The organism is Streptomyces sp. TAA486 (assembly GCF_000426165.1).
The window spans coordinates 25356-50766 of the sequence record NZ_AUEV01000013.1; the positions used below are offsets into that span (position 1 = coordinate 25356).

The 25411-nt window shown below is 70.6% G+C and carries 14 protein-coding genes; all 14 read right to left on the bottom strand.

What is annotated here, in order from left to right:
• Positions 1-96 precede the first annotated feature (96 nt).
• The 14 genes from I004_RS0117705 to I004_RS0117770 all read right to left on the bottom strand — a co-directional run bounded on the left by I004_RS0117705 (position 97) and on the right by I004_RS0117770 (position 25410).
• Positions 97-1656 (bottom strand): DUF6519 domain-containing protein, encoded by a 1560-nt coding sequence (locus I004_RS0117705; protein WP_028436597.1) that lies wholly within the window; start codon positions 1654-1656, stop codon positions 97-99.
• Positions 1657-1783: 127 nt separating this feature from the next.
• Positions 1784-3946 carry a hypothetical protein gene (locus tag I004_RS0117710; RefSeq protein ID WP_028436598.1) on the bottom strand — a complete coding sequence of 721 codons (2163 nt, stop codon included), beginning with the start codon at positions 3944-3946 and terminating at the stop codon, positions 1784-1786.
• Positions 3943-7809 carry a putative baseplate assembly protein gene (locus I004_RS34550; protein ID WP_051345139.1) on the bottom strand — a complete coding sequence of 1289 codons (3867 nt, stop codon included), beginning with the start codon at positions 7807-7809 and terminating at the stop codon, positions 3943-3945. Before I004_RS34550 ends, I004_RS0117710 begins: the two co-directional genes overlap by 4 nt.
• Positions 7806-11051, bottom strand: coding sequence for a putative baseplate assembly protein (locus tag I004_RS34555; RefSeq protein ID WP_051345168.1), 3246 nt, complete (start codon positions 11049-11051; stop codon positions 7806-7808). Before I004_RS34555 ends, I004_RS34550 begins: the two co-directional genes overlap by 4 nt.
• Positions 11052-11068: 17 nt before the next feature.
• Positions 11069-11458 carry a GPW/gp25 family protein gene (locus tag I004_RS0117725; RefSeq protein WP_028436599.1) on the bottom strand — a complete coding sequence of 130 codons (390 nt, stop codon included), beginning with the start codon at positions 11456-11458 and terminating at the stop codon, positions 11069-11071.
• Positions 11455-11811, bottom strand: coding sequence for a hypothetical protein (locus I004_RS0117730; protein WP_199779415.1), 357 nt, complete (start codon positions 11809-11811; stop codon positions 11455-11457). Before I004_RS0117730 ends, I004_RS0117725 begins: the two co-directional genes overlap by 4 nt.
• 98 nt (positions 11812-11909) lie before the next feature.
• Positions 11910-12437, bottom strand: coding sequence for a phage baseplate assembly protein V (locus I004_RS0117735; RefSeq protein WP_028436601.1), 528 nt, complete (start codon positions 12435-12437; stop codon positions 11910-11912).
• A gap of 45 nt (positions 12438-12482) precedes the next feature.
• Entirely contained in the window at positions 12483-13622 is a 1140-nt protein-coding gene (locus I004_RS0117740; protein WP_028436602.1) for a hypothetical protein, read from the bottom strand.
• Positions 13615-13995 carry a hypothetical protein gene (locus I004_RS0117745; RefSeq protein WP_028436603.1) on the bottom strand — a complete coding sequence of 127 codons (381 nt, stop codon included), beginning with the start codon at positions 13993-13995 and terminating at the stop codon, positions 13615-13617. Before I004_RS0117745 ends, I004_RS0117740 begins: the two co-directional genes overlap by 8 nt.
• Positions 13996-14019: 24 nt before the next feature.
• Complete coding sequence (locus I004_RS0117750) at positions 14020-14745, bottom strand: hypothetical protein (protein ID WP_028436604.1); 726 nt, start codon at positions 14743-14745, stop codon at positions 14020-14022.
• 37 nt (positions 14746-14782) lie between these two features.
• Complete coding sequence (locus tag I004_RS0117755) at positions 14783-15646, bottom strand: immunity 49 family protein (protein WP_028436605.1); 864 nt, start codon at positions 15644-15646, stop codon at positions 14783-14785.
• Positions 15636-22997, bottom strand: a complete 7362-nt coding sequence (locus tag I004_RS37595) for an eCIS core domain-containing protein (protein ID WP_028436606.1) — start codon at positions 22995-22997, stop codon at positions 15636-15638. The genes I004_RS0117755 and I004_RS37595 overlap by 11 nt, the downstream gene beginning before the upstream one ends.
• Positions 22994-23359 carry a hypothetical protein gene (locus I004_RS34565; RefSeq protein ID WP_051345140.1) on the bottom strand — a complete coding sequence of 122 codons (366 nt, stop codon included), beginning with the start codon at positions 23357-23359 and terminating at the stop codon, positions 22994-22996. The genes I004_RS37595 and I004_RS34565 overlap by 4 nt, the downstream gene beginning before the upstream one ends.
• Positions 23350-25410, bottom strand: coding sequence for an AAA family ATPase (locus tag I004_RS0117770; protein WP_028436607.1), 2061 nt, complete (start codon positions 25408-25410; stop codon positions 23350-23352). The genes I004_RS34565 and I004_RS0117770 overlap by 10 nt, the downstream gene beginning before the upstream one ends.
• Position 25411 lies beyond the last annotated feature (1 nt).

Sequence of the window (25411 nt, forward strand, 5' to 3'; positions counted from 1 at the left end):
TTCCGTGGATGCGTCCTGGACGCGTCCCGTCCTCACGTTCCGTTGCGTGTGTGCTCGCTCTCACCGTGATGCGCTTCCGCGCTGCGCCGGGTCCGCTCATTCGCCGCCGGTCCCCGGGTACAGCGGAGCCGCGTCGTCCTCGGCGCTCTCCTGAGCGCGGCTCTCCTCCTCGGCCGCCAGGGCCTCGAGGGCCAGCTCCTCCTCGCTCGCGGCGGGAACGGCGGAGGCCAGGGGTTTGAAGACGAACCGGAGGTCGGAGGCGGCCCGCTCCCCCATCACCCACGCGAGCGGCGCGTAGTGGACGGCGATTCCGGCCGGGTCCTGGAGCAGCGGACGGCGGGCGGCGTCAACGGGCCATTCGACCTCGCCGTTCGCCGTACGGGCGGGGATCACCCAGTAGTCGCCCGTGCGGTACGTGCCGCCCTTCGCGAAGTAGACCTCGACGCCGTCCTCGAGGGCCAGCCAGCGGCCCTCCTCGACCGGGAGTGCGCCCTCGCGCAGCCGTCCCTCGTCGCCGTGCCGTCCCCCCTGGCCGTGGCCGGGGGCGCGGTGGTCCCAGCGGCGCAGGAACGGGTTCTTGCCGGGCCGGTACGTCTCCGGCTCGGCGGACAGCCGCACCTGCCGCCCGGGCAGGTCGACCTCCTCGATGCGCAGCAGCGGGGTCGCGTCGAGCCGGTCGGACGTGGCCGTGTCGGTGAACTCGACGAGGTCGCCGACGTCCAGACCGAGTGCCTTGTCGTCGCCCAGAGTGCCCAACGAGGCCCAGGTGCCGTCGAGTTCGTCGACGGGGAACGTGACGGAGCCGTTCTCGCGGGACCACTTGAAGCCGGCCGTCTTCGCGTCGCCGCCCTGGTGGATCTCCACGCGGTACAGCTGGTTCTCCGGGCCTCGGTAGCGGGCGTCGGGCCGCACCAGGCAGGGGTCGTCGTCGGCGCCGTCGGGGCGTTCGCTGCGAGCCGCCAGTTTTCGGACCGAACTGTCGCTCGCCTGCGTCCACTTGGTGAATGCTTCGCGGACGGCGTCCTTGTCGGGCTTGTCGTCCTCCAGGTCGAGCGCGTCGCCCGGGAGCGCCCGCACCTGCCAGATCACCTTGCGCCTTGCGGCCGTGTCGGTGGTGGCGGCGCCGAGGGCCGTCTCCCTCAGATAGGGGTCCTCAGCGGCGGTGACGGCCCGCTCCCACACCTTCAGATAGGCCAGGTACGGGAACTGTGCGGGCAGCCGGTCACCGGGGCGTTCCGGGTCGAGGTGGGCGTCGGGCTGGTCCCAGTATGTCCAACTTCCGGGCTGCTGCGGCTTCTTGCCGGCCTCGGCTCCCTCGCCCCCCTTGCCGTCCGGGTCCTTGTCGTCCGGCACGGGGACACCCGGAACCGGCCGTCCCGCTTCGCACAGGATGCCGTCGACGTAGTACCGGCCGGCACCGATCTCCAGGTCGTCCAGCTCACCGCTGCTGCCCACGAACTGGATGGCGAAGCCCGCGGCACCGGTGGGCCCGCCGTGCTGCCCGATCAGGTCGGCGGTGGTGGTGCGGCTGTGGTGCAGCTGGATGGCGGCCTGTTCGTTGGCGTCTGCGTCCAGCTGGACGCGGCCCTGCTGGGCCAGGACGGCGGAGTAGTGCCGCTGCGGCCGGAAGGTGCTGCGGGACAGATCTGCGTGCATGGAAGGAATCCCCCTCGGATGTGCCCGCAGTGCTGTGCGGTGCGGGCTGTGCGTGCGTACGGAAGCTTGCGGGCCGGGCTCGGACGGTTCCGTCAACGGGCTTGCCAGGACCGGCCGTTCGAGTGGTTCACGTGACGAAGAAGATCCCGGCGTCCGTGCCCGCCGGGGTGTATTCGGCGAGACGTGCCCGGAGGCCGTCCGTGCGCTGCGGCTGGTACAGGTCGTGGAACGCGCCGAGTTCGCCGCCGTCGTCGGCACCGCGTCCGATGGCGTCGGGGGAGCCCGCGGCCAGCTGCGCGTACGCGGGCGTGCCGTAGCGCTCGCTGGTGAAGACGGGCCGCACCATCCGGGTCTCCGGACGTTCCCGGTCGGGGACGCAGCGGAACCGGCGCGGCGTGCGCGAACCGTGCGGGACGTAACTGAAGCGCATGCAGCCCAACTGCTTGCGTGCCACGTCGACTTCGCCGGTGAAGACGCTGTTCTCCGCGATCTGCACGGCGTGCGTGTGCACTTCACCGATGACGGTGCTGCGGTGGGCGTGGAGGACGGCGTGCGCGTGCCGGCAGTCGGGCGCGGAGAGCGCCTCCCGGTGGTGGCCCGTGGCGTCGAGGATGCTGTCGCGCAGATGCAGCGGCAACGGGTCGGTGCCCACCTCGTCGCCGATGACCTCGATGGTGCCGAGGATGCTGCGGTCGATCTCCACGCAGGCCGTGGTGGATTCGAGGACGAGGCTGGGTTCCTGCGGAGAGTGCGGGCCGCAGTCCTCCTCCAGGCTCCAGCCCGGTACGAGGGTGCAGTGCCGCAGCACGAGGGCGCCGACCGGTCCGTTCACATGGATGCCGCGGCCCGTGATCAGCAACCCGTCGAGAACCGCCCGCGGCTGCTCGCCGGGTGCGCAATCCCCTTCCGGCGCACGGATGTTGAGCGCGTCGGGCCGGTTGCTGTACCAGTCCAGGAGCCGGACGACGGGGCGGGTGCCTTCGGCTGCGCGGACCTGGAGGCGGTCGCCGGCTTCCAGGTCGAAGTCGAGCTGCTCCTGCCAGGTCCCGCTGTGGGCGAGTTCGATGATGCCCTCGCCGGGGCAGCGGCCGCCCGCGCGGTCCTCGCGCCACTGGGCGTACGCGTCCATGATCCGATCGTGCGCCTCGCCGGGACCCACCCGGTAGACGGTCGCGCCCGGAGTCCGCGGGCGGTCGCGGACGTACTCGCCGCCGCCCATCTCGTCGGAGAACGCGTAGTGGTAGGTGACCCACACGCCCTGCTTGGGCGCCGACCGGGAGCCGAAGGCCATGCGGCCCAGCTCCGGGTCGACGGCGATCTGGCCGCGCCGCGGACGGTAGCGCCAGTCGCTCAGGTCCGCGACGACGATGTCTCCCATCGGCACCGGCTCGTCCTGTCCGTCCCGCCAGACGGTGAAGCTCTTGCCGGGCCCGTAGTAGTCCGCGAGGCGCTCGGCGAGCCGGCGGCGTCCGATGGCGTCGGGCAGGTTGTCCGCCGTGGCGATGTGCGCGGCGTGCGGCTCGGGTTCGGGCCTGGTCACGAGCGGGGTGTCATTGCCGAGGACGGAGAAGGTGTACAGGTTGCGGGCCCGGTCGATGCAGTAGGCGGGCGCCCGGCTGACGGAGTACGGGCACAACCGCCACACGTACAGGCCGACGCCCGCCGGGGTGTGGCCGCCCTGCCGGCGACGGGAGTCCGCGCGCCGCACGTCGGCGGTGCGGGCAAGGGTGCCGAACGGCCCTGCGGCGAGGCCGAGTTGAGAGCTGTCTCGCATGTCGGCGAGCCTGCCGCGACCTGCCCTGCGCACATCGGCGGTGGGCGTGGCCGCGCCGTAGAGCCGTACGGGCTGGTGGTGGGCGAGCCCGCGGGAGAGCTCGACGGCCCGTGCGGGCCACCCGGCGACGCTCTCCGCGAGTTCTTCCAGCAGCGGAAGGGTGCCCTTGCGGCGCCGGTTGGCGACGGTGGCGGCGACGTCCCGACGAGGCGAGAGGACTTCGGCAAGGCGCCTGCGCGAGGCGTCCGCCATCGCGTCCGGGCTGCCGGAGGCGAGAACCCGCTCGTATCCGGGGAGCGGACGGTGGCCGACGAGGTCACCGAGGTAGGGGAGTGCCCACTCGGCGGCGGTCTCGACGAACCAGTCGTCGTAGCCCTGTTCGACCTGGGTGCGTATCCGGTCGGACTGTTCCGCGATGACGGCGAGCAGGGCGCGCAGGGGCTCCCCCTGCTCGGCGTCCCGCAGGCGGTGCCACTGCGGGAGCAGGTCTGCAAGGTGGTCCGGCTGCCTGGTCACTGGTCGACCTCCGTCAGGACGAGCGAGTCGGCGGTCTTCGAAGGCAGCAGCACGAACTGGGCCGCGCGGATGCCGCGGAAGACACACACGGAGCGGCCGCGCTCCAGCGGCCGGGTGTCGGTGATGTCGGGGTTGAGCCGCAGCAGTTCCTCGAGGGAGATCCCCCGCTGGGCGGCGATGTGGCTCAGGGTTTCGCCCTCGGGCGCGGTGACGCGGTGGAACTGTTCGTCGTACGCCGCCGGTCGGGCCGCAACCGTGTCCGGCGGGCCTGGACGCGTCAGCTGCTCCACGATCTGCTGCGGTGGGGTGCCTTCGGGTATCCCGGTGAAGACATCGAGGTCCACCCAGTCGACGCCGGGCACCGTGTGCGCGGCGGCAAGCGCGTCCGAGGGCCGGGCCGGTACGGCCACGTCGCGGCCCGCGAAACCCAGTTCGGCCTGGAGGGCCTGGCGCAGCCGCGGTTCGACGTACTGCCAGGAGTGGTCGCGGGCGACCTTCACCTTCGCCGCCACGACCAGCACCACGAGTTCGCGCGTCTCTACGCGTACGGGAAGACGTTGGTCGCCGTACTGCGCCAGCGAGGCGCGCAGGGCCCGCAGGGTCCGCGAGTCCGGCTCCAGCGGGATGTCGTCGTCCCCGGCGACGGTCAGATGGAGCAACCGCCGCCTGCCGTCGGTGACTTCACGCGCCACCGCCCTGCCGATCCCGGCACGGGAGCGGGCGAAGTCCTCGTAGTCCTGCGCGGAGACGAGCCTGTCGAGCGCGGACACGGCGAGCGGGATGCGGCGCCGGCCCGCGGGGAGGCGTCCGGGCCTGCGGGACGGAGCGGCGTGTGCGGGCCCGTCGGGATCGGCACCACCTGTGGCGGGGACGGGATTGGTGACCCCGGTGACGCCGAGCGGGCGGGTGACGGGCTGAGTGATGCGCCGGGCCGCGACGTTGGCTTCCGAGCCGGTGCCGAACCGGTAGCGGGCGCGCACGTTCTCGTGCCCGGACGGCAGCCGCGCGCCGTGCACGCCGTCGCCGAAGGTGACCGTCGTACGGCCGTCGCCCGCCGTGCCGGTGACGTACACGCGCTCGGTGGGCCCCCGGCCCGCGAGGCTGTCGACGGGATGCCACAGCAGTCCGTCGACGCGGACCTCCAGGGTGGCACGCGCGCCCAGCGGGCCGGCGTCCGGCAGCCAGGTCAGCGGCGCCTGCCAGAGCCGGAACGTCTGGTGTGTACGCCCGGCGTCGCCGCTGCCGATGGCCTCCTCGCGGCTCTCGCCGTGGGTGGCGGACACGACGTTGCCCTGGACGAGGACGGTGTCGCGGCGGTACCGGTGCTCGAGGTCCCCGGTGAGGGTGAGCACCGTGTGCACGTGGTCGCCGGGCAGCCGCGGGTCGAGATACTGCTCCGCGCGGGCGACGACGGCGAGTTCGGTCGCCTGGACGCCGGACGTGTGCGGCACGTCGCTGCGTTCACCGCTGAGAGCGATGGTGCGGCCGGGGCGGAGTCCCTCGTACAGCCGGTCGAGGACGATCTCGTTGCCGTGCACGTCGTCGTCCAACGGCTCGTCGGCGAGGCGTAGTTCGGTGCCCCCGGCGTACACCGTGGTGTCCCGGATGTGGGAGAGCAGCACGTCACGCTCGTCGAGCCAGGGGTCGGCGAGGGTGAGTTCCGTGCCGCGTCCGGTGATGCCGTAGTCCGCGTAGGAGGCGGTGCGCACGGCGGTGACGCGGGTGCTGACGAACGCGAGCTTCGGGTCGCCCGGCACTCCGCCCTCCGCGCCCTTGCGTGGCCTGGAGACGACGACGCGGCTGCCCACCTCGATGCTCTCGTGCACACCGTCCAGCCGCAGGATGCCGCGGCCGTCGGGGTCCGGCACCGTGGCGAGGACGACTTCGACGGACGCCGGTTCGCTGCGGGTGGTGTAGCGGGCGGTGATCTCGATGTCGCCCTGACGCGTCCGCTGCTCCTCCCCGGGCTTCAGCAGCCAGCCCGCGGTGTCGCCGTTGTGCACGGCCACCTGGACGGCGCCCTCTTCGCCCGGACGTGAGATGAACACCGTGCGCTCGGGCAGGCCGGGGAAGAGCCGGACGGTGACTCCTGGCTCCTGCGAGGTCTCGGGACGCCGGTTCAGCCAGCCCAAGCCGTGGTCCTGGCCGGTGCGCGAGTGCAGCTCGACCCGGCCGGGACCGAGCGCGAACGAGGTGTCGGCGGGCAGCGCCTCGGTGCGCTGCCGGGACAGGTCGTAGCGCGCATAGCCGAACTCGGCGCGCTGCGGCACCTTCCCCGTCGTGTCGAACTCGATCCGGATGCCGGTGAGTTCGGCGCCGCTCAGCGGCCAGTCCGTCGTCTGCACGACGCGGCCCGTCGCGTCCTGTACGGGCTTGAGCGGAGCCGTCGATCCGAACGGGGCCGCGGTGACCCTCATCGCCAGCAGCTCCCGCAGCGCCTCCGGCACCGAGGGCGCGTCCGCTCCTGCGGGCCTCGCCCGCTGCCAGGCGCCGTACAGCTCCTGGCCCGTGGCGGGTTCGAGCGCGCTCAGCAGCCCGGCGGCGAGGCCGGCGCCGGCGGCCGGACCGTGGCCCGCTCCGGACCTGCCGATGTGCGGCGCGGTGCGGCCCGTCGAGCGCAACGCGGGCAGCAGCGCGTCGAGCACGCGCAGCGCCGGCGTGCCCCCGGGTGCCGGGGAGGAAGGCGCGGGCTCCCCGACGGAGCCCAATTCAGCGGCGCGCTCGGCGAGTTCGCCGAACATGGCGGCGAGCGCGGCGAACCACGCGGCGGGCTCCTCGTACGGCGCGGCCAGGGCCTCCGCCTCGGCCAGCCGCTCGCGGGGCTGGTCCAGGCGGTGCACGAACTCCCTTGGCGTGACGAGCAGTTCGAGGTCTTCGCGGAGCGGAGCCAGTACCTGCTCGTCGAAGTCCTCGATCAGCTTGCTGACGGGCCTCGGGTTGGGCACGGGCCGGGTCTCGGCCTGCGCCCCCTCGCCCGCGTCGCCCGCGGCGCCCGGCTCCTCCGGTTCGGGCACGGTGATCCAGGACCTGAGGAGTTCCACCAGCTCGTGAAGAGTGGGCGGGGCGGAGTCCGGGAGGCGGATTGCGGTGATGTCGTCGTCGCGGTCGATGCGGGTGTCCGCCACGGTCAGCAGCTTGTGCTTGCCGCCGCCGAAGACGAAGAGCAGGTCGTCGCCCTTCTTGAGCGGTTCGGCCGTGCCCGCCACGTAGATCTCGGAGCGCTTGCCCAGGTCGCCGGGGAGGATCAGGGAGGGTCGGCGGCGCCGCACCTTCAGCTGATTCCACTCGGCGCGCGCGAGCAGATCCTCGTCGGTCTCGTACGTCTGCGCCTCGTCCTCCGAGGCGGTCGGCACGCTGTGGCTGCGGGAACCGCGCGGGATGAGCACCTCGGCGTTCCCGTCGGCGCGCGGGTCGCGGTCGACGGTGTACGCGAGGTACGTGCCCGCCGCGACACCGGGACGCGGCCTGTGGCCGACGAGCCGGGCAAGCATCGCGAGCGAGCGGTGCTCGTCCGCCGTGCGCAAGTAGCCCTCGTCGCCGATGCGTTCGGAGTGAAAGGTGAGCAGATCGCCGAGGACCGCCCAGGCGTCGAGCAAGGCGACGGCCGGGTCGTCGGTGGTGCGCGCCGTGAGCTCGCGCAGCGCCGGATAGGCGGGCGACGCGAGCCGGTCGAGCATGGCGGCGAGGAACGTGCCGTGGGTGCCGGTCCTCAGCTCCAGTGCGGTGCGCCCGGGAGGGTTGTAGAGGGCGGCGGGGGCGCGGTTCTCGTCGTGGCCCCCGCAGCCGCAGCCGCAGCCGGAACCCGAGCCGGAACCGCACGAACTACCCGCGCCGGGTGAGGTGTTGCGGAACGCGGTGCTCATTGGGCGTCACTCCCCCAGGCGTCGCCGGGGGTGCCTCCACCCGCGAGCGTGATCTCCAGCCTGCCGTTCTCCGGCAGCACAGGGTCGTTGTCGCACTGGGCTGTCTCCAGCGGTCCGAGCCGCAGCACACCGTCCTCCAGTTCTCCTCGGTCCTCGTGGAACTGCCTGCGCAGCCTTGTCACTTGGAGGCTCTCCACACCCGCCACGGCCGCTCCCGCAGCGACCAGGCGGGAGAGCCTGACCGGTTCGCCGAAGGTCAGGGCGTCCGGATGGAAGAAGCCGAGCCCGCGTCCACCGGGCAGCGGGCGGGGGCCGAGCACCCGGCGCAGCTCCGCGAGGATCTGCCCGTGCTGGTGACCCGGAGCCGCGCACACGGTGATGGCGATGTCGAGCGGAACGGCCCTTGCGGGGCGGACGATCAGGTCGTGGCCGATCCTCCGGCGGCCCTGCAACGCCTGCTCGACGGCGGCCAGCAGCTCGGCGCCGGGCTCGTCCGAGCCGTACGCGTCGATCGCGACGTGTGCCTCCGAGACGCTTCCCGTCCAGCGGATCTCTGCCGCCGCGCGCTGCACCCCGGGGACCCGCGCCGCGAGGTGCGCGTAGTCGTCGGCGGTGACCGCGCGGAGCCGGTTGCGCTTCAGGCCCAGTGGCGCCAACTGCCGTACCTGGTCGACCGGTTCGGGGGCGGTGCCGCCCGTCGCGGGCAGCGGGTTGCGCACCCCGGCGATGGGCATCGGCTCGTCCGCGTCCACCGCGTCCGGGTCGCGTCGCAGGACGAGGTGGCCGATGGCCTCGGCGCCGAGGTTGCCCGCGGTGCCGCCGCCCGTGCGGTAGTGGAGGGCGAGCCTGCTGCCCGGTTCGGGCACGGCCCCGTACAGGCCGTCGCCGAAACGGAGGGCGAGGCGTCCGTCGTCCTCCAGCTCGCCGGTGAAGTGCCGGTCATACGGGCCGCTTTCGAGCAGGTCGCGGCGCGGGTGCCACACGTGTGCGCGGCCGCTTGCCACACCGTCGTCGCCGATGTCGTCGCTCACGGCGAAGACGGCGGGGAGTGCCGATCGCGGGTCCTGAACGGCAGCGGCAGCCGCGCCGTGCAGTACCGGATCGTCCGGGTGCAGTCCGGCCGCGTAGGCGGGGCCCCAGGTCCGGGCTATCTCCCAGGAGATGCGGCCGTCCAGGACTGTGCCGGCGCGCGCCCGGGCGGTGAGAACGGTCAGCCGCCGCAGCTTCGCCCCGAGATGATGCTCGCTGCGGTGCAGCAACACCCGCAGGGCGGCGACGGGGTGCTCTCGCAGGGCGAGACGCTCCAGCAGCCGCAACCCGAACAGGACTGTCAGCTCGGCGATTTCGTCGTCGGAGAGTCCGTCGCGGTCGCGGGCCGACTGCCACAGGACGGTGAGCCGCTGCCGTACGGCCTCCGGGAGGGCGGCGAGCCGCTCGGCCTGTCCGTCGGCGATGTGCCGCGGTTCCGGGAAGGGCACGGCCTGCACGACCGGCTGGTTCTCCAGCACGGGCCGGAGGCGCGGCGCGATGCCCGGGTAGACGGACTGGGCGAGGAGGGTCCGCAGGGCCGCCGCCTGTCCGTGCACGGTCGCCGGGTGCACGCTCCCCCAGCCTCCGGCCGGGGGTGCCCCCACGCCACGAAGTCCGGCGTTCTCCAGGCCGATACCAGCCCTGCTGGTGGCGTCGGCGCCCAGGAGTGCGTGCAGTTCACGCACGCCGTCCGGGGTGAGTTGATGGCCGTGATCCGCCTTCCGCAGAAGGGAGTAGACCAGGCGGGCGGGTGGGTTGCCGGCCTGCCGGTCGGCACAGCCGGACTCCGGTTCGCAGGACGGCAGCACGGCCGGCTCCGGCGGAACCTCCACCGTCTCCGGAACGGCCCCGTTCCAGGTCAGCGAACGGCCGTGGTCCGCCAGGACGGTGTTGCCGCGGGCCACGGTGACGTCGGTGACGTGTTCGCAGTCGGGGCCGCCGAGCGTGGACAGCACCAGCGGGAAGGCGAGCGCGTCCTCCTGCGCCCAGGTCACTTCGAGTACGGGCTGGCCCATCAGTTCGTCGACGGACTCGGTGACGGAGGTGAGCCGCACCGGCTGGCGGTGGGCAGGGTCCGCGTCCCCCGGGGTGCCGGTGCGGGCACCGCGCACCTCCTCCAGGATCAGCAGGTCACCGGGCCTCAACTGGAGTGTGCGGCAGGTCTGTTCGTCGTCAGCCCACTCGTCGCGAAGGGTCGCCGCCGTGGCGCCCTTGGGCAGGAAGCACTGTTCGTCGCCCCACGTCCACAGCCGGATGGCGTTGTGGGCCGGACGCAGATGCACGGGCCGGTCATCCAGCGGCTCGAAGATCTCGGCGGCGCCGCGCTCGTCGAGGCCGCCGAGCTCCTCCTCGTCGAGAACGGTTCCGGGAGCCGGCGGCTCATGGAGTCCGGGTGTACGAAAGTCGATCGCGGCGAAGCGGTAGCTGCCGGGGTGCAGAACGAGGGGCTCGGCGACCTCCAGCGTGACGAAGGCCCGCGCGTTGCAGCCGTCGTGCATCGGATAGTCGATGAGCCGCACGTGCCGGCGAACGGACACGCGGCGGCGCGCCGTGTCCAGGTAGGCCTCGGTGGCTACGGCGTCCTGCTGGTAGCTGATCCGGTCCGCGGTGTGGGCGAGCAGCTCCACGAGGGTGGTGCCGAGGTCCGCCGGGTGCCGCTCCCGCCAGTCGGGAGCGGTCAAGGCGAGCCGGTCGAGGACGACTTGGCGCAGGGTGTCGAAGTCGCGGGCCGTGTAGTCGATGACGGGAACCGGTGCGCTTCCGCCACCGGCCGCTGTGCCTTGCGGAGCGCACCCCTCGTCGTCGTCCGCGCAGTCGAACGGGGACGGACAGTCCGTGCCGAAGCGGAACTCGGCGCTGTAGTAGCGCTGGTCGAAGCCCGGGTAGGGCTCGCTGCCCGGCCGTCCTCCGGGGCCTTCCTCGACGAGGGAGAGACGGTAGCGGGAGGTGTCACCCGTACGGTCGAGGACGACCAGCAGCCGGTCGTCGAGCTCCGGGTCCTCCTCCCGCTCGACGCTGACGCTCCGTGCCGTCAGGCCGGTGATGCGACGCCCGCCGTCGATCCGGACATTGCCGGGCCCGATGTCGTGCGGGGCCTTGCCGAGGAAGGTGACGGTGAGGGTGCGTCCGTCGTCGCCGACCTCGACCCCGTCCACTCCCCCGAGGCGCGCGGCGCGGATCCGGCCGCGCCGGGCGTCGGTGCGGCAGATCATCTGCTGCCGGGGGCTGTTCACGCGGCTGTCCTCCCTTCGAAGAGGTCGTCCCGGCGGGTGACGCTCGCACCGTGCCGGATGAGGTAGCGGAGCCGGACACGCACCGTCTCCTCCTCGCCGGTGACGTCGACGCCTTCGACCTCGACGAGGTCTCCGAGCCAGCGCTGCAGCGCGCCCTGCACGGACATCTCGACGGTGGCGGCGAGTTCGGGGCTGTTCGGCGCGAACGCCAGGTCCAGCAGTCCGCAGCCGAAGTCCGGCCGCATCACGCGCTCTCCGGGGCTGGTGAACAGCAACTGCTGGATCAGGTCCCGCACATGCTCGTCGTACGGGGCGTGCGCGGTGCGGCCCCTGCGATCGATGCGGAACGGGAAGGCGATGTCGGTGCGCGGCTTGCGCATGCTCATCGGCAGCTCACTCCCTGCTGTGCGGCGCCGACGACGGGCGGACCCTGCGGCATGAGATCGGCGGAGAAACACTGTGCGGCCGTGGTGTTCAGCAGCAGCGGACGCCCGCCGGACAGGAGCCGGGCGCCGCTTCCGGGGCTGAACCGGACGGTGACGCAGGGACGGGGCCGGCCACCGGAGATGTGCGGGCAGCCGGTGACGACGAAGGCGTCACCGGACCTGGCGACGGGCACTCCGGCGATGCGCACGGGCCCCGGCGCACCTTGAGCGGGCCGCACGGTGCCGCCGTGCGGGCAGCGCAGGGCGCTTGCGGTGGTGAGGGGACTCGAGACGGTCCCCGCGTTGTCGGACACGGTGTTTACTCCCCCTGGTTTTCTCTCGACGGCGTTCTGGCTGCTCTCAACGGCGTTGCTGCGTCGGCCGGTTGTGCGCCGGCGGTTGTGCCCGCTCCTCAGCCGTCCCGCCGTACGGTCAGTCCGCCCTCGTTGATGTCCACGTCGCGGCCGGAGACCGAAATGGACGCCCCGTGGCCGCTGTTGATGACGACGCCCTTCTCGTCGATCTGCACATACGCCCCGCCGGGTGCCTTCAGCAGAATCCCCGTGCCGCCCGGCACGTCCGACATGACGATCTTGTGTTTGCCCTCGGTCTCGATGACGACCGGATGGCTGCCCGGCAGCTCCTTGACGACGTCCACCGGCAACTCCGCCGCCTCGCCGTACCAACAGCCCGTCCAGATGGGGAAGCTGGGATCGCCCTGCTCGAACTCCACCCACACGCCCGCGCCCACCGCCGGAAGCACGAACTGCCCCGCCGCAGGTCCCGTGAACGGCAGGCACGGCAGCGCCCACGTCGACGCCTCGTCCCCGAGCACGTCCGGCACCTGCGCGGTGATCCGTCCGATGCGCAGCGGGTCCTCGTTGTTGACGACCCTGCCTCGGTACTTGCCGAGGAAGCGGTTGTTCTGTGCGGGTGCCATGCGGCGGGCTCCTAGGGCTTCTTGGCTTCGTGGGCGGGTGGGCGGCTAAGGACGGACGCGGTCGCTGCGGGCGATGAGGCCCTCGCGGGAGAGGGTGAAGTTCTGCCGGAACGAGCCGGGCTTGAGGTGGTGGGTGACGCTCTTGACGTAGTAGTCGCCGTCGTACGTACGTCCCGCGCCGCGCACGCCGACGAGTTCGCGGGGGCGCAGCACGTATCCGTGCCGGGTGACGTCCAGTTGGCCCGAACCGGAGATCGCGTCGGCGGACGTGGCAGCGCGGGCCAGCGCCTCGGCCTCCGCCTGCGCGGGGTCCTTCTTCGCGGTACCGGTGAGGGTCTTGCGCTTCAGCGCCGGCGTCGGCTGCAGCCCGAGCGGCGGACGCAGCGGGTCGATGGGCCGCTGCGGCAGCAGGCGCGACTCCCGGTTGCGTGGGTCCTGCACGCGGGCCTGCGGCTCCTCGCGTGCGGTGCCGTCGTAGGCGAACGTCAGCTGCTCGACGGTGGATTCGGTGTCCATGTTGACGCTCAGCGCGTGCTGCCGCTGGCCCAGGCGCTGTTCCGGCCCCCAGTACGCCGTGGAGCGGCCAGGACGGGGGCCGGGGTCGAGGTAGAAGGTGTAACCGTTGGCGCGAGCAAGGTCGTTGATGTACGCGAGGTCCGTCCCCGTCTGGTAGTCGACACGCAGCTCCTGGCGCGGCTGCTGCGGTATCTGCTCGCGGATGATGCGCGGTTCGATGCCGTAGTCGGCGTAATTGCCGAGGATGCGGGCGACGCGCTGCGACGGAGCGAGGTTGGGGAAGCGGTCGGTGCGCTCCTCCAGGTCCATCAGCAGCGTGAGGTCCTCGCCGGTGACCGTCAGCGTCGAGTGGCCGGGCTGGTTGCTCGCGCCGACCTCGTGCCGCACGATCAGGCCGTCCAGCAGCACCGTGGGCGTGCCCTTCACGGTGACGGTGACGATCACCCGCGTACGGGGGCTGAAGAACCCCTCGGGCAGCAGCCGCTGAATGATGGCGCCGCCCTTCGTCAGGTCGAACGCCATCTGGAATCCGCTGCGTTCACCCGACGTCATGGTGATCTGCGCCGACAGCAGCGCCTCGGTCACCTCCGGCGGCACCGGCTTCGTCAGCTTCGGCCCCATCAGCAGTCCCAGGTGGACGGGACCGCGGCCGACGGGCTGTTCAGACACGCCGTCCCCCGTCTCCGGGGAAGCCACCGGGCAACGGAATGTCGATCTCCCGTCCGGGTTCCTCGGTCAACTCGGCAGGATCGAACACGGGGTTGGCGTCTGCGATGCGCCACCACTGGCCGGGGTCGCCGAAGTAGCGCTGGCCGAGGAGGTCGGGCCGCTCCCCCGCGCTGACGGTGTGCGTCGCGAGGTCGTCCTCGTCCTGCTGGTTCGGCAGCGGCGGCAGTAACCGGCGCTTGGTGTAACGGACTTCGGTGCCGTCGGGCATGCGGTGCACGCCGATCTCCGCGTCGTGGTACCGGCTGTCGCTCGGATACGGGTGCGCGCCCGGTATCCGGTCCAGAGCGCTCTCGTACGGCTCGATGCCTGCCATGTGGTCCCCCTTGGCCCTTGTCCCCTAGCCCCTGCTTGTGCCGCTCGCCGTGAAGGCGCCGCCGATCGGGCTGCCGCCCAGGCCGCCCGCACCGCCCAGGCCCAGTGCGCCGATGCCGCCCCCACCACCGAGGGGCGTGGCGATGCCCGCCAGCCGCTCCTTCTGCGCCAGGTGCGCCATGTACAGCTCGCCACCCCGGTGCCCGGCGGGCAGATCGCTGACGGTGAGCACCTTCATCCCGATGCTGAGCGCGGCCCTCATCGGATTCAGATTCACGTCGAACGCGGACTCGTTGACGGACAGTTCCGTCAGCCGCACCGGCATCACACGCTTGCTCCCCCACGTGAACAGCGTCAACGGCTTTTCGATGGGGCTGATCTCGATCGCGCCCTTCTTCGACAGCCTGCTGTTCTCCCTGATCTGCGCCGTCGTGGGGTGCACGAGCATTTCCAGGGCGGCCAGTTGAGGGTGGATGCCGTTGGGTGAGGCCACCTCCAGCTGGTCGGTGGAGTCCAGCTCGGCGGTGAACTTCCAGCTCTCCTGCGCGGGCCCCTTGAGGCGCAGGGCCTCGTTCTTGTCGCCCCCGCCCTGCCCTTCGCTGTCACCGCCGGCGGACTGCGGTTGGAGCGAGCGCTCCAAGGTGTCCGGATTGAACTGCAGCACGATGACGCGCTGGGGTGTCCCGCGCTCGGGGTCGAGAATGACGATGCCGGAGCGGATGGGGCGGGGTATGTCTGCGTACTGGGTCATGCCTCCTCTTTCTCAACCATCTTTTGACCGCAGCAATTCAGGTAAGCGCCGTACCTGACCATCGGCGTTTCAGCAGGTCCTCCGGAAGATAGTCGGACGTCACTTCGACAGGGAACCCAGCGTCAAACGCCAGGCATGCAACACCCAAGACCTCAAGTGCTACAAGTCCATCGACGTTCCTTACCCGCTCAGCGTCCTCCGTCCAGAACTCCTTGTGCCATTCCAAGGCATCTGCCAGCGCTTCGTTGAAATTCTGGGGCTCATCCGCGACAAGCCTGTGGAACAGATGCATCGGCGGGTAGAACAGCATCAGCGCGGCATCAGGCTCGGCGAACCGGACCGTTTCCGGATTACACCCCTCTACCGCGGATACCAGCTTGTCGCCCAGGCCAGGTCCTTCCAACCAGTAGGTTCGGAGCGCATCCACCCACGCATAGTTGAACTCGTCCATTTCTGGAGCCTCTTCACGCAGCACCACCTCCGGTACCTCGCACAGCCGGCTCACGCGCTCGTGGTCCCGGCAGATTACTGCGAGCCAGAAGGCCGTGGTCCACACCGAGGCATCGGCAAACAGCACAGCATCGGAGTCAGGAATCTCCCGCTCTGCCCCGCCGATGTGTTCCCGCACCATGCCTCCATCCGCGAGGGCCGAGGCGAACAGCGCCGATGAGATGTGCATCGCGGTCACGAAGGCGGAGCGGGTGTCCGGGAGACTAGCCGGGGGGTCCATGAGGCACCGCACCCTCGCTTCGATCAGGGCGGCGTGCAGAACGGAGTCGAAGTCACGCTTCCCGAGCTCTAGCCGAGCAATGGATGTCTTTGTATCCTCAGCGACTCTGGCCAGTCCTGCCGCCGGATCAGCGGGCAGGGGATAATCGTGGCGGCGAATTTCAACGGCCACGCGTCCTCCTCCTCTCCGAGATGTCGAATTGCTTCATGGTGTAGCCTCCGTACTCGCCTTCGCTGCTCTCGTTTGCCTTGACGAGAACGTAGTCGATCTTTCCGTCCTCCAATGCTTCTTCCAGCTGACGCGCCAGGTCTCCTTCGGGGCCCATGGGGTCACGATCCTTCATGTCCTTGATAATGGTCTTGAAGTAACCCCGGGTGCCCTGCCGGACGAGCTTCTTGCGGTCCTCCGAGCTGATTCGGTCGAGCAACTCTCCCTTGGGCGCCTTTGCTTCGACGACAACAAAGCGTCCGTCCGGAGTCTGGTAAATCTGATCGAACCGGCGATTGCCTTGCTTCCTGTTGTCCAGGCGTTGGGCCCCGGGGTAATTGTCCGGGATCGCGTGAAGCTCCGCAGCCCGTTCCCCGTACTCCTCGCCGAGAGTGGACTTGTTCTCCTTGTCGGCAGCTTCCAACTCCTCCTCGGCCTTCTCCTTCGCTTGCTGAGTCTCAGGAGTTCCTCGCTCTTCGTGTTCCTTGTCGGCCTGGAGCTTCGCCTTCTTTGCCCTGCGCCGCTTGTCCATCGCCCGATAGCGGGCGGCTGCCGCCTCGTCAAGCTTCCTGCGGTTCTCACCGGTTACTCCGCCGCGATCCCCTCGCACCTCGTCGACCAGTTCTCCGTCCTTGGTCTTGAGGGGTTGGTATTTCTCAGGATCGGCTGGTGCGCGGGACGAGCTCGGGATCCACTTCGGCGGGGGCGTGTCATTCTCGGTAATTTTCGGGAACGGCTTTCCCCCTTCCTTTGGATCCTCGTTCCTCTCTCTCTTCCGGGACCCGTTGCGCTGATAGTACGTACTGAAGGTGGGGTCGTTCTCATCGTTGATCCGGTCCATCTGCCGCTGGACCCGTAGTTCGTCCTCTGTGCCTCCAGCAGCCGAGGTATTCTCCTGGCCCGGCTCCTGGATCTGCTGAGGGTTCGCTCGCACCTGTTGCCATCTGGGACCCGTCCTATCCGGGTTGAGCCGGGCAAGGATGTCACCGGATGCGCGCCCACGCAGCGCCAACGAAGTCAGGCGGTGCCACACCCGCATTGCCGCCAGCGTGCTCTGCATGACGGAACGATGGACCGACTTGCGCAACATGGCCATCAAGGGCGGTCGTATCCTTGCGAGGATCCGCTCCAGGCGTCGGCTCTTCGACTCCTGCGAGTTCTCCCTCTTGCGGGTCTTCTCGCGTTTCCCTTCCTTCTCCTGCCGCTTCTGCTCCACTCGCCGCTGCCGCTGCTGCCTCAACAGATCCCTGCGGCGCTTGTAGGCGTCGCGCATGCGGCGGGCGTTGTTCGTGAGCTTGCGGCCTGCTTTCTTGCCCTTGTCGAGGAGCTTGCGGCCAGCCCGACGGGTCCTGTTGAGGGCCGACTTGACGGTCTGGCGGGCTCGGCGGAGGCGGCGGCCCGGGCGGGATTCGCCGTCGCGGCGGGGCTGCTTCTTGCTGCCCTCCGTTTCCTTGCGGCGGTTGTCCCCGTCCCGGTCGCCGTCACGACGGTCGTCATCTCGGCGCTGGTCCCGGTCGCGGTCCGGGCGGCGGGAGTCCGGGCGGTTGCGGCGTGGAGAGTCGGGCCGGTTGTCGTTCGGGCGGCGGGAGTCCGTACGGCTGCCCGGGCGAGTGGTGTCGCGGTCCGTGCGGTCGCGGCGGTCGGTGCCGCCCCGACGTCGGTCCGGGTGCCGGAGGGTGTCGCGGGCCGCACCCCGGCGCGGGCCGTCGTCACCGTCACGGCGGTCGCCCTCCCGCAGCTTCCGGTTCGCGTCGCGCACCCGCCGACGCGCAAGGTTGACGTCCTTGCCCTCTTCGCGGCGCTCCTCCCGGCGGTCCTTGTCCTCCTCGCGCTTCGCGCGGTCGCGCTGCTCCCCCGGCCTGGGCTTCTTCTCGGGTGAGGAGCGCTTCTCGGGGCGCGCCTCCTTCTCCGGGTGGGAGGACTTCTTCGGCGGGGCGGGCTTCTTTCGCGGCGAACGGGGCTTGTTGGCGCGCGGCTTGGGCTTCTTCTTCCGCATGTTCTTCGCCATGCCGCTCAGCGACTTGCTGACCTTGCCCATGTACTTGCCGACGCCGCTGATCAGTGCCTCGTAGATCAGCTCCAGCAGGGCGACGACGCCGGCGGCGACGGTCTTCGCGAACATGATCGCGGCCTTCGCGCCACCGTTCTTGACGGCCTTCAGGTACTCCATGAAGGTGCCGAAGGCGCGGAGGATCTCGCTCAGCGCTCCCCAGGCGGTCTGCAGGGCGTCGATGACGGCCATGACCCAACCGGCGCCCGGAATGAGTTTGGCGACGACCTTGGTGACGATCAGTTCGCCGATGATGAGCGGGAGTTGGGGGACTGCGGCGTCCCAGGCCATCTTGGCCATCTCCTCCTTGCTCACGCCGCCCTTGGTGAGGGTGTTGAAGGTCTCCAGAGGGATGCCGATGATCTCCTGGACCTTCTGGTTGAACCATTCCTTCACCGCGGCCTTCACCTCGTTGAAGAGGTGGTTGCGGGCGCCGCTCTCCGCCGACGCCTTCGCGTTGCTGATCCAGCCGCCGGGGTCGGTGACGATGTCGCTCGCGATCTGAGCCCACTCGCCGAGGCCCTTGAGCAGTGCGCCGCCGTATTCCATCGCCTTGGTGACGACGCCCTCCGCAACGTCGACCGCGGCGAGCAGTCCCTTCTCCAGCAGGTCCAGCCCGGCAAGCAGCACCTTGCCGAGACCGTCCAGGAGCTTGCCGATGCCCTTCTTCAGTGCGTCCGCGGCCTCGTTGACCTTCTTGACGGCCGCGTCGCGGACTCCGTCGATGGTGTTGCGCCACTTGTCGCGCATCGCCGGGTAGTCCTTCAGGAGCTCGTCCCCGAGGGCGATGAGTGCGTCGGCGAAGTCGTTGATCTGCTTGACGACCCAGTCGCGCGCCTTGTCGATGAGCTCGAAGACCTGCTTCTTGAACTCGTCGATGACGGTGGTGACGAGTTTGCGTGCGGCCGCGAAGATGCCCTTGATGGCGTTCTTGAGCTTGTTGAACTGCTCCTTGACCCAGTCGATGCCCGCGCTGATCCAGTTGTCCGACTTCTCCTTGTCGCTGTCCCGCTTGTTCTCGGCGTCCCTCTCGGCGCCCTCGCGCTTCTTGTCGATCTCCTTGTTGTCATCCTCGGTGCGCTTGTCGACCTTCTTGTCGGTGTCCTCTTTCTTGTCCTTGATGTCCTTGCGCGCCTTGTCGTACTTCTTTCCTTTCTTATCGTCGATGTCCTTTGTCTTGTCGTCCTGCTCCTTGCGCCATTTCTCACGGGAGTCGGCGACGTCGGAACGGCCCTTGTTCCGCTCGTTCTCCTGCGTCTTGCCGCTGGAGGAGACCTCCTGCCGGACGTTCTTCTCGTGCCGCTGCTTGTCCTGCTGGGCCTTCTTGTCCTTGTCCGACCGCTCCTTGGACATCTGCTTCTGGCCCTGCGAGAAGCCCCGCTTGATCTGCGGTCCGCGGTCGTGTTCGGCGACCGCGGACACGGCTTCGACGGTCACGGGGCCACCGGCTCCCGGGCTCTTCCCACCGCCCGGGCCCCCGCCCTTGGCGTCCTTGCCCCCGCCCTTGCCGACGTCGACCTTGGCTTCGAGGGTCTCCTTCGGCACGTCCGGGTAGATCTGGTCCTCGCCCATCGGGCGGGCCGCGTCCTCCCGGCCTGCCTTCTGCAACTCGTTGCTCTTGTCGTCGAGCTTCTTCTGCTGCTTGTCGGTGCGTTCCGGGTCGGCGTCGGCGTCGGTCGGCAGCCTCGGTGCGTCACCGACGCGCGCACCCTGCAGACCGTCGTCGGTGGTTTCGACATCGTTGATGGAATCGACGACCTTGCCGGCGAGCCCCTTCAGGAGGGCGAAGCCGATGTCGAACCAGCTCGGCTCCTCAGCCTGGGACTCGGGCGGCTCTCCCTTCGGCTTCTGCTCCCCATTGATCTCCGGGGTCTTGCCCTTCGCCGCGTCGGTCTTGGCGACTTTCTGGTTGGTGTACTGGCCGGGTGCGGCCGGCTTGGGGCCACCGCGAAGTGTCTTGGGCGAGCCTGACGGGCGCTCCATCTTCGGCGGGGCCTTCCTCAGATCCGTCCGTTCCCTGCCGACCGATTTGTTGACCGCGCCGTCGACACCCTTGATGGTCTCCAGCGCCTGATGCGGCTTCAGCTTCCCGGCGGCCGCGAGACCGGCCTCGGGAGTGGAGCCTGAGACATCGGGTGCCGGGCCGTCCTTCTTGCCCTTCAGCGGGGCGGGACCGCCTCCGCCTCCACCCTTGGGGGCTCGTGGCGCAGGTCCGCTCCCCATGGCCGCCTTCGCCGACGCCGAGCGGGACGCATCGGCCTTGGGCGCGGAGGGCTTCGACGGTGCGGACCTGGCGGCGGCAGACTGCGCGGACTGCTTCGAGGCGGGCCTTGCCGCCTTCGCCGCCCTGGCCGCCTTCTTCGCCTCTGGTTTCGGCTTCTCCTGCTTGGCTGGCGCGTCAGCCTTGGGGGCAGCGGTCTCCTGCGGCGCGGAGGTCTTGCCTGCTGCCTGCGAGACGGCCGGGATGCCGCCTCCCCCGTCGGGACCACCGCCTGAACCTGTGCCTGCACCTTCGGACACCTTCGGTGCGGCGTCCGCCGCGGCGGACTCCTCTCCGGTGGCCTTGTCCTCCTCGGTGGCCTGGCCCTTGCCCGCCGAGGCCTCCTTCGTGGCCCCGTCCTCCTCCGCCTTCTCCCCCGAGGGCGCCCGGTCCGAGGATTCCGGCTCCTTGCTCCCGGAGCCCTGCTCTCCGGAGTCCCCGGAGTTCCCGGAGTCCTTGGGGCTCTTCTCCCCGGCCTTCTCCCCGGAGGAGTCGGAGTCCTTGGCGCCCTCGGTGCTCTTACCCTCCTGCGGGGCGCTCTTCGCGCCGTCCTGCTTCTCGCCCGAGTCCTTGCCGGAGCCGCCGGACCCGGTGGCCTGGCCGCGTTTGTCCTCGTCGGCCTTGGCTAGCTTCTCGGACGAGCCGTCCTTGGAGGTACCACCCTCGTCTCTTTCGCCGGACCGGTCTGCGGAGTTCTCCTCGTCGCGGCGGTTCTCGGAGTCCCGGGCGCGATCCTCGGCGCGTTCCTGCTTCGTCTCCGCGTCCCCCTGACCGCCGGACTCGCCGTCCTGGGACGCCTCAGCGCTCTGCCCGTCCGGCCCGCCGTTCTCGTCGCCGTCCTTGTCCGCGTCCGCCTCGGGGTCCGGGCCGACCTCCTGGTCGGCGGGCTTGCCGGACTGCAGGTCCTTGTCAGCCTCCGCGTCCGCCTCGTTCCGCTCGGTGCGGCCGCCCGCGGCCTCTTCGGCGTCCTCCTCCTGACGGGCGTCCTCGACGGCGTCGGCCTTCGTGGGCGGGGGCTTCGACACGCTCGGGACGCCGTGCTTGCCCTCGACGCCCTGTGCCGCGCCGGGCTCCTTGCGGTCACCGTCCGCGGGCTCTCCGCCGACGGGCTTCCCGGACGCCGTGCCGTTCTGACTGCTCTGCTGCTGACCGGAGTTCGTACCCGCGGCGGAGGAGTCCTGCCCGCCTCGCCCGGATGAGGACGATCCGCCGGCGGACGCGGTGCCGGGAGCCATCCGGTCAGCGGTCTGCACACCGGAAACGTCCAAGTCGCCCTCGGGAACGTGGTCCTGGGGCTTGATCTCGGTGTCCCAGGCGCTCTTCTCGTCCTTCTCGCCGTCCTTGTCCGCGGCGTCCTCGTCGAGACCGGCCGTCTCGTCTTCGCCGTCCTGTTCCAGACCGAGGGGTTCGCCGTCCTCGGAGTCGTCCTCCTCAACGGCGTGTTCGTCGTCCTTCCCCTGGCCTCCCCCGCGGTCCTTCTCGCCGGGCTCCGCGTCGCTGCGGTCGATGCCTCCGGAGGTCTTCGCGCCCTGCTTGCGGTTCTCCTCCTCCGCCTTGTCGCCCTCGCCGTCGCGCTCCCGCTCGGCTGTGGACTCGGCCTCCTTCTTGCCGGCTTCGCGCTCCTCCTCCTCGCGGCTGCCGTCGTCCTTCTCGTCCTCCTTCTTCTGCTCCTCTTCGTCCTTCTGTGCGGACTCCTCCTGTTCCTTCTTCTCTTCCTTCGCCTCGGCGTTGTGGCCGTCCTTCTTCTCCTGCTCCTCCTTCTCGCGGGCGGCTTCCTTCTGGCCCTTCTCCTCGTCCTCCTTCTTCTGCTCCTCCTTCTCCCGGCTCTGCTGCTTCTGCTCGTCGGCCTGTTCGCCGTTCTGCTCGTTCTCCCGCTGCTTGCCGTCCTGTTCGCGGGCGCCGCGGCCGTCGACGGACTCCTGCTCGCCGGACTCGGTGCCGGTGCCCTTGCCGGAGCCGTTGGAGCCCTTCGGGCCGGGGGCCCTTGCGCTGCCGCCTCCCACGTTGCGGTCCGGTGCCTGTTCGCGGTCCGGGGCCTCGGCCTTGCGGCGCTGCGTGCGCTTGCGGCGCTCGTCCTTCGCCGTCTCCTTGCTGTCCTGAGCGGCCTGCACGTCGGCACGCTTGCGCTCGCGCTCCTGCTCGACCTCGACGATGGTGTCGGGTATCGCCTCTGGGGCGAGGGTTCCGGCCATCGGCAGCAGTTGCGGTCCGCCCTGCTCGGCCTCGTCGACCAGGTCCAGCAGCCGCCCGTACTCCGGCGAGGAGAGCCGCACTTCGAGCCGGTCCAGCACCGAGTCCTGCAAGTCGGGTGCCATGCGGGCCAGTTCGAGGCGGACACGTCCGGAGTGGTCCGAGGGGTCGCCGCGGAGAGAACGCAGGACGCCACCGACGAGCCGCTCCACCAGCCCCGCCGGGTCGAGCTTCTCCGTCCGCATGCGGTCCGCGTCGACCGTGGCGTAGCGCATCCAGGCGGGGGTGATCTCGCCCTGCTCGACGTCCACAGCCTGTGAGTTCTCCGCGTCGGTCTTGCCCGCGGTCTCCTCGCGCATCAGCCGTTGCGCCGTCGACTCCGCCTCCCGCTCGGCGGCCTCCTGCGGCAGGCTGACGGCGCCGAGGTCGCGGCCCTCCGTCAACGGGCCCGCGCCGTAAGGGTTCTGGACGGTGTGCAGCAGCTCGTGTGCCAGCAGCCGATAGCCCTCGGCCGTGCCCGGGGCGTAGGCGCCCTCACGGAAGAAGATGTCCTGGCCGACGGCGACGGCGTCCGCGCCGAGCATCTCCGTGAGGGTGCCCGCGTCACGGTCGGTGTGCAGGCGTACGTTGCCCAGGTCGTGGCCGAGCTGCTCCTCCAACTCCCGCCGCACGCCGACGTCCAGTGGCTGTCCGGCGCCGCTGACGATGTCCTTCGGCTCGGGCGTACGTGACTTGGCGGCACGTTCCTTGCGCTTGCGCCGCCGTGCGTCGTTCGCCGCCTGCTGCTGTTCGGTGGAGGCGTGCGTGCTGCTCATCGCCGCCTCCCGTCCGAACCCCGCGTCCGCTTGGGTGCTTCGCCCTCGCATGCGAGTCCCGCGTGGACGGAACGGGCGAGGGCTTCACCGAGCCGGCCAGCGGAGATGGTCGCGGGCAGCGGAGGCAGTGCGGTGAGTGCGTCGACGGCGTGCGGCCCGACGCCGTCCGCCAGCGGCACTCCCTTTCCCCGTAAGAGGCGTGACAGTTCGTTCTCGAACGCGGCGAGAACGAGCCCGGTGTCGCCCTGGAAGCCGTCGAGCGCCAACTCGCCTATTTCGACGCGTATTTCGCGGGTCGAGGTCTCCCGGATGCCCGGACCCGCTCCTGTTCCTGCGCCTGCTCGCTGTCCGTTCAGACCCATCCGCGGACCTCCGAGGGCGTCAAGGAGCGTTCCAGCTTCTGGTATTCGGTGCGTGCCGCCGCGAGCATGTGCCGCATCTGCAGCGCGTCGCCCTCTTCCGCCGCCAGGAACGCGCCGGACAGCGCGATGTTGCGGATGGAACCGCCGGCGACGGTGAGTTGGGCCAGGGCGTCGGGCTCGATGTCCTTCATCGGCGCCTGCGAGGGCAGCACGCGGCGCCAGATCTCGGCGCGCTCGGCGTGGCCGGGGAAGGGGAAGTCGGCGACGAAGCGGATGCGGCGCATGAAGGCCGTGTCGAGGGCCTTCTTCATGTTGGTGGTGAGTACGGCGAGGCCGCGGTATGCCTCCATGCGCATCAGCAGATAACTGACTTCGAGGTTGGCGTACCGGTCATGGCTGTCCTTGACCTCGCTGCGCTTGCCGAACAGCGCGTCCGCCTCGTCGAACAGCAGGAGTGCGCCACCGAGTTCGGCCGCGTCGAAGACCTTCCGCAGGTTCTTCTCGGTCTCGCCGATGTATTTGCTGACCACCTGGGACAGATCGATGATGAACAGATCGAGGCCGAGTTCCTTCGCCATGACCTCGGCCGCCAGGGTCTTCCCGGTGCCGGAGCTGCCCGCGAAGAGCGCGGTGACGCCCAGGCCGCGGCGCAGCGTCCGCGCGAAGCCCCATTCCTGGTGCACGCGGGCCCGTTGGCGTACGTGGGCGACGATCTCGCGGAGGATCTTCAACTGCCGCTCGGCGAGGACGAGATCGTCCCAGCCCGCTTCCGGTTCGATGCGGCGGCCGAGGCCCTCAAGTCCGATGCGGGCCTCGGAGAGTCCAGCCTGCCAGGCCAGGCCGCTCGCTTCGGCCCCGGCGGGAGCGTCCGGAAGGTCACGGCGGACGGAGACGGCCGCGGAGCGCACGGTGTGCGGCGGCAGCTGGAACTGCGCCGCGAGAAAGTGCAGTTGGCCGGGCTCCAGGCCCGGCACGCCATCGAAGGCGTCCCTCCACAGCCGCTGTTGCTCCGCGTCGTCCAACTGGGGGACGGCGACACGCTCGCCCCGCGGCCGGTCCGTGCGGCGCGGCTCCGCACCCGCGACGGCGAGCGGTACGGCGGCGGAGGCGATGAACGCCTCGGTGGCGGCGGCATGTTCGCGGTCCAGCTCGCCGGTCTCCAGCAGCAGCGCGGCCGGCAGCAGCACGGCTTCGCGCTGCCACAGGCGCGCGAAGGCATCACGGGCGGCGGGCTCGGTCGGGACGTCCTCGGCGGACATCGTGTAGAGCCCGAGTCCGGCCCGGGCGGCGGCAGTTGCGGCGATGTCCTCACGGGTCCGAAGGTCACCACCGATGAGCTCGACGCGGAACGGCGCATCGGGACGACGCACACTCCAGCCCGCCACGACCCGGTCCGCTGCCTCCTCGTGCGGGGTGGGCAGCTCGTCGGTGGCGGATGCCGGACGGAGCATGCCGTGCAGCCGCGGATCGAGATACGGGGAACCGGTGAGGAAGTGCAGGATGCGCTCGTCGAGACGCAGCCGGGACGTGGTCAGGCGGGTCTCGTCGGCGAGTTCGACGAGCCGCCAGCGTCGCAGCGGCGCGACGGGCGTGAGGGCGCTCCAGTGGGCCTCCCCCAGCGCGGCCAGAGCGAGGGAAAAGGTGGGGTGGGCGCGTTCGGGGTCGCCGGAGGCCGCGGCGCACCGGGCACCCGTCGTGGGGTCGAGCTCGGCGGCGGCGCAGAGGAGAACGATGTCGCGCTCGAACGAGCTGAGCCCGAAGGCGGATTGGAGCTTGGCGAGCGGTGCGGGCACGGCCGCCTGGTGCGTGTCCGGCCGCTCCTGCGGCCGAGCCGAGCTGCTGCCGCTGACCTTGCCGTCGGTGGCGTTCCCCTTGCCGCCGGTGTGGCGGTCGCTGCCGCCGGTGTGGCGACCATTCCCCTCGTCGCCCCCGCCACCGGGAGTGCGGACACGGCCGGCGTGCGCGTCGACGCGTGCGAGCACGCCCGCGACGGCGGCGGAGAGTTCCGCCACCTCCCGCGTCTTCCCGTGGTCGCCCCCCGTTTCGTGCACC

Excerpts from the sequence above, each read along its gene's own strand:
- I004_RS0117725 (WP_028436599.1), bottom strand. The coding sequence starts at position 11,458 with ATGAGCATGCGCAAGCCGCGCACCGACATCGCCTTCCCGTTCCGCATC.
- I004_RS37595 (WP_028436606.1), bottom strand. The coding sequence starts at position 22,997 with ATGAGCAGCACGCACGCCTCCACCGAACAGCAGCAGGCGGCGAACGAC.
- I004_RS0117750 (WP_028436604.1), bottom strand. The coding sequence starts at position 14,745 with ATGACCCAGTACGCAGACATACCCCGCCCCATCCGCTCCGGCATCGTC.
- I004_RS34550 (WP_051345139.1), bottom strand. The coding sequence starts at position 7,809 with ATGAGCACCGCGTTCCGCAACACCTCACCCGGCGCGGGTAGTTCGTGC.
- I004_RS34555 (WP_051345168.1), bottom strand. The coding sequence starts at position 11,051 with ATGATCTGCCGCACCGACGCCCGGCGCGGCCGGATCCGCGCCGCGCGC.
- I004_RS0117735 (WP_028436601.1), bottom strand. The coding sequence starts at position 12,437 with ATGGCACCCGCACAGAACAACCGCTTCCTCGGCAAGTACCGAGGCAGG.
- I004_RS0117745 (WP_028436603.1), bottom strand. The coding sequence starts at position 13,995 with ATGGCAGGCATCGAGCCGTACGAGAGCGCTCTGGACCGGATACCGGGC.
- I004_RS0117705 (WP_028436597.1), bottom strand. The coding sequence starts at position 1,656 with ATGCACGCAGATCTGTCCCGCAGCACCTTCCGGCCGCAGCGGCACTAC.
- I004_RS34565 (WP_051345140.1), bottom strand. The coding sequence starts at position 23,359 with ATGGGTCTGAACGGACAGCGAGCAGGCGCAGGAACAGGAGCGGGTCCG.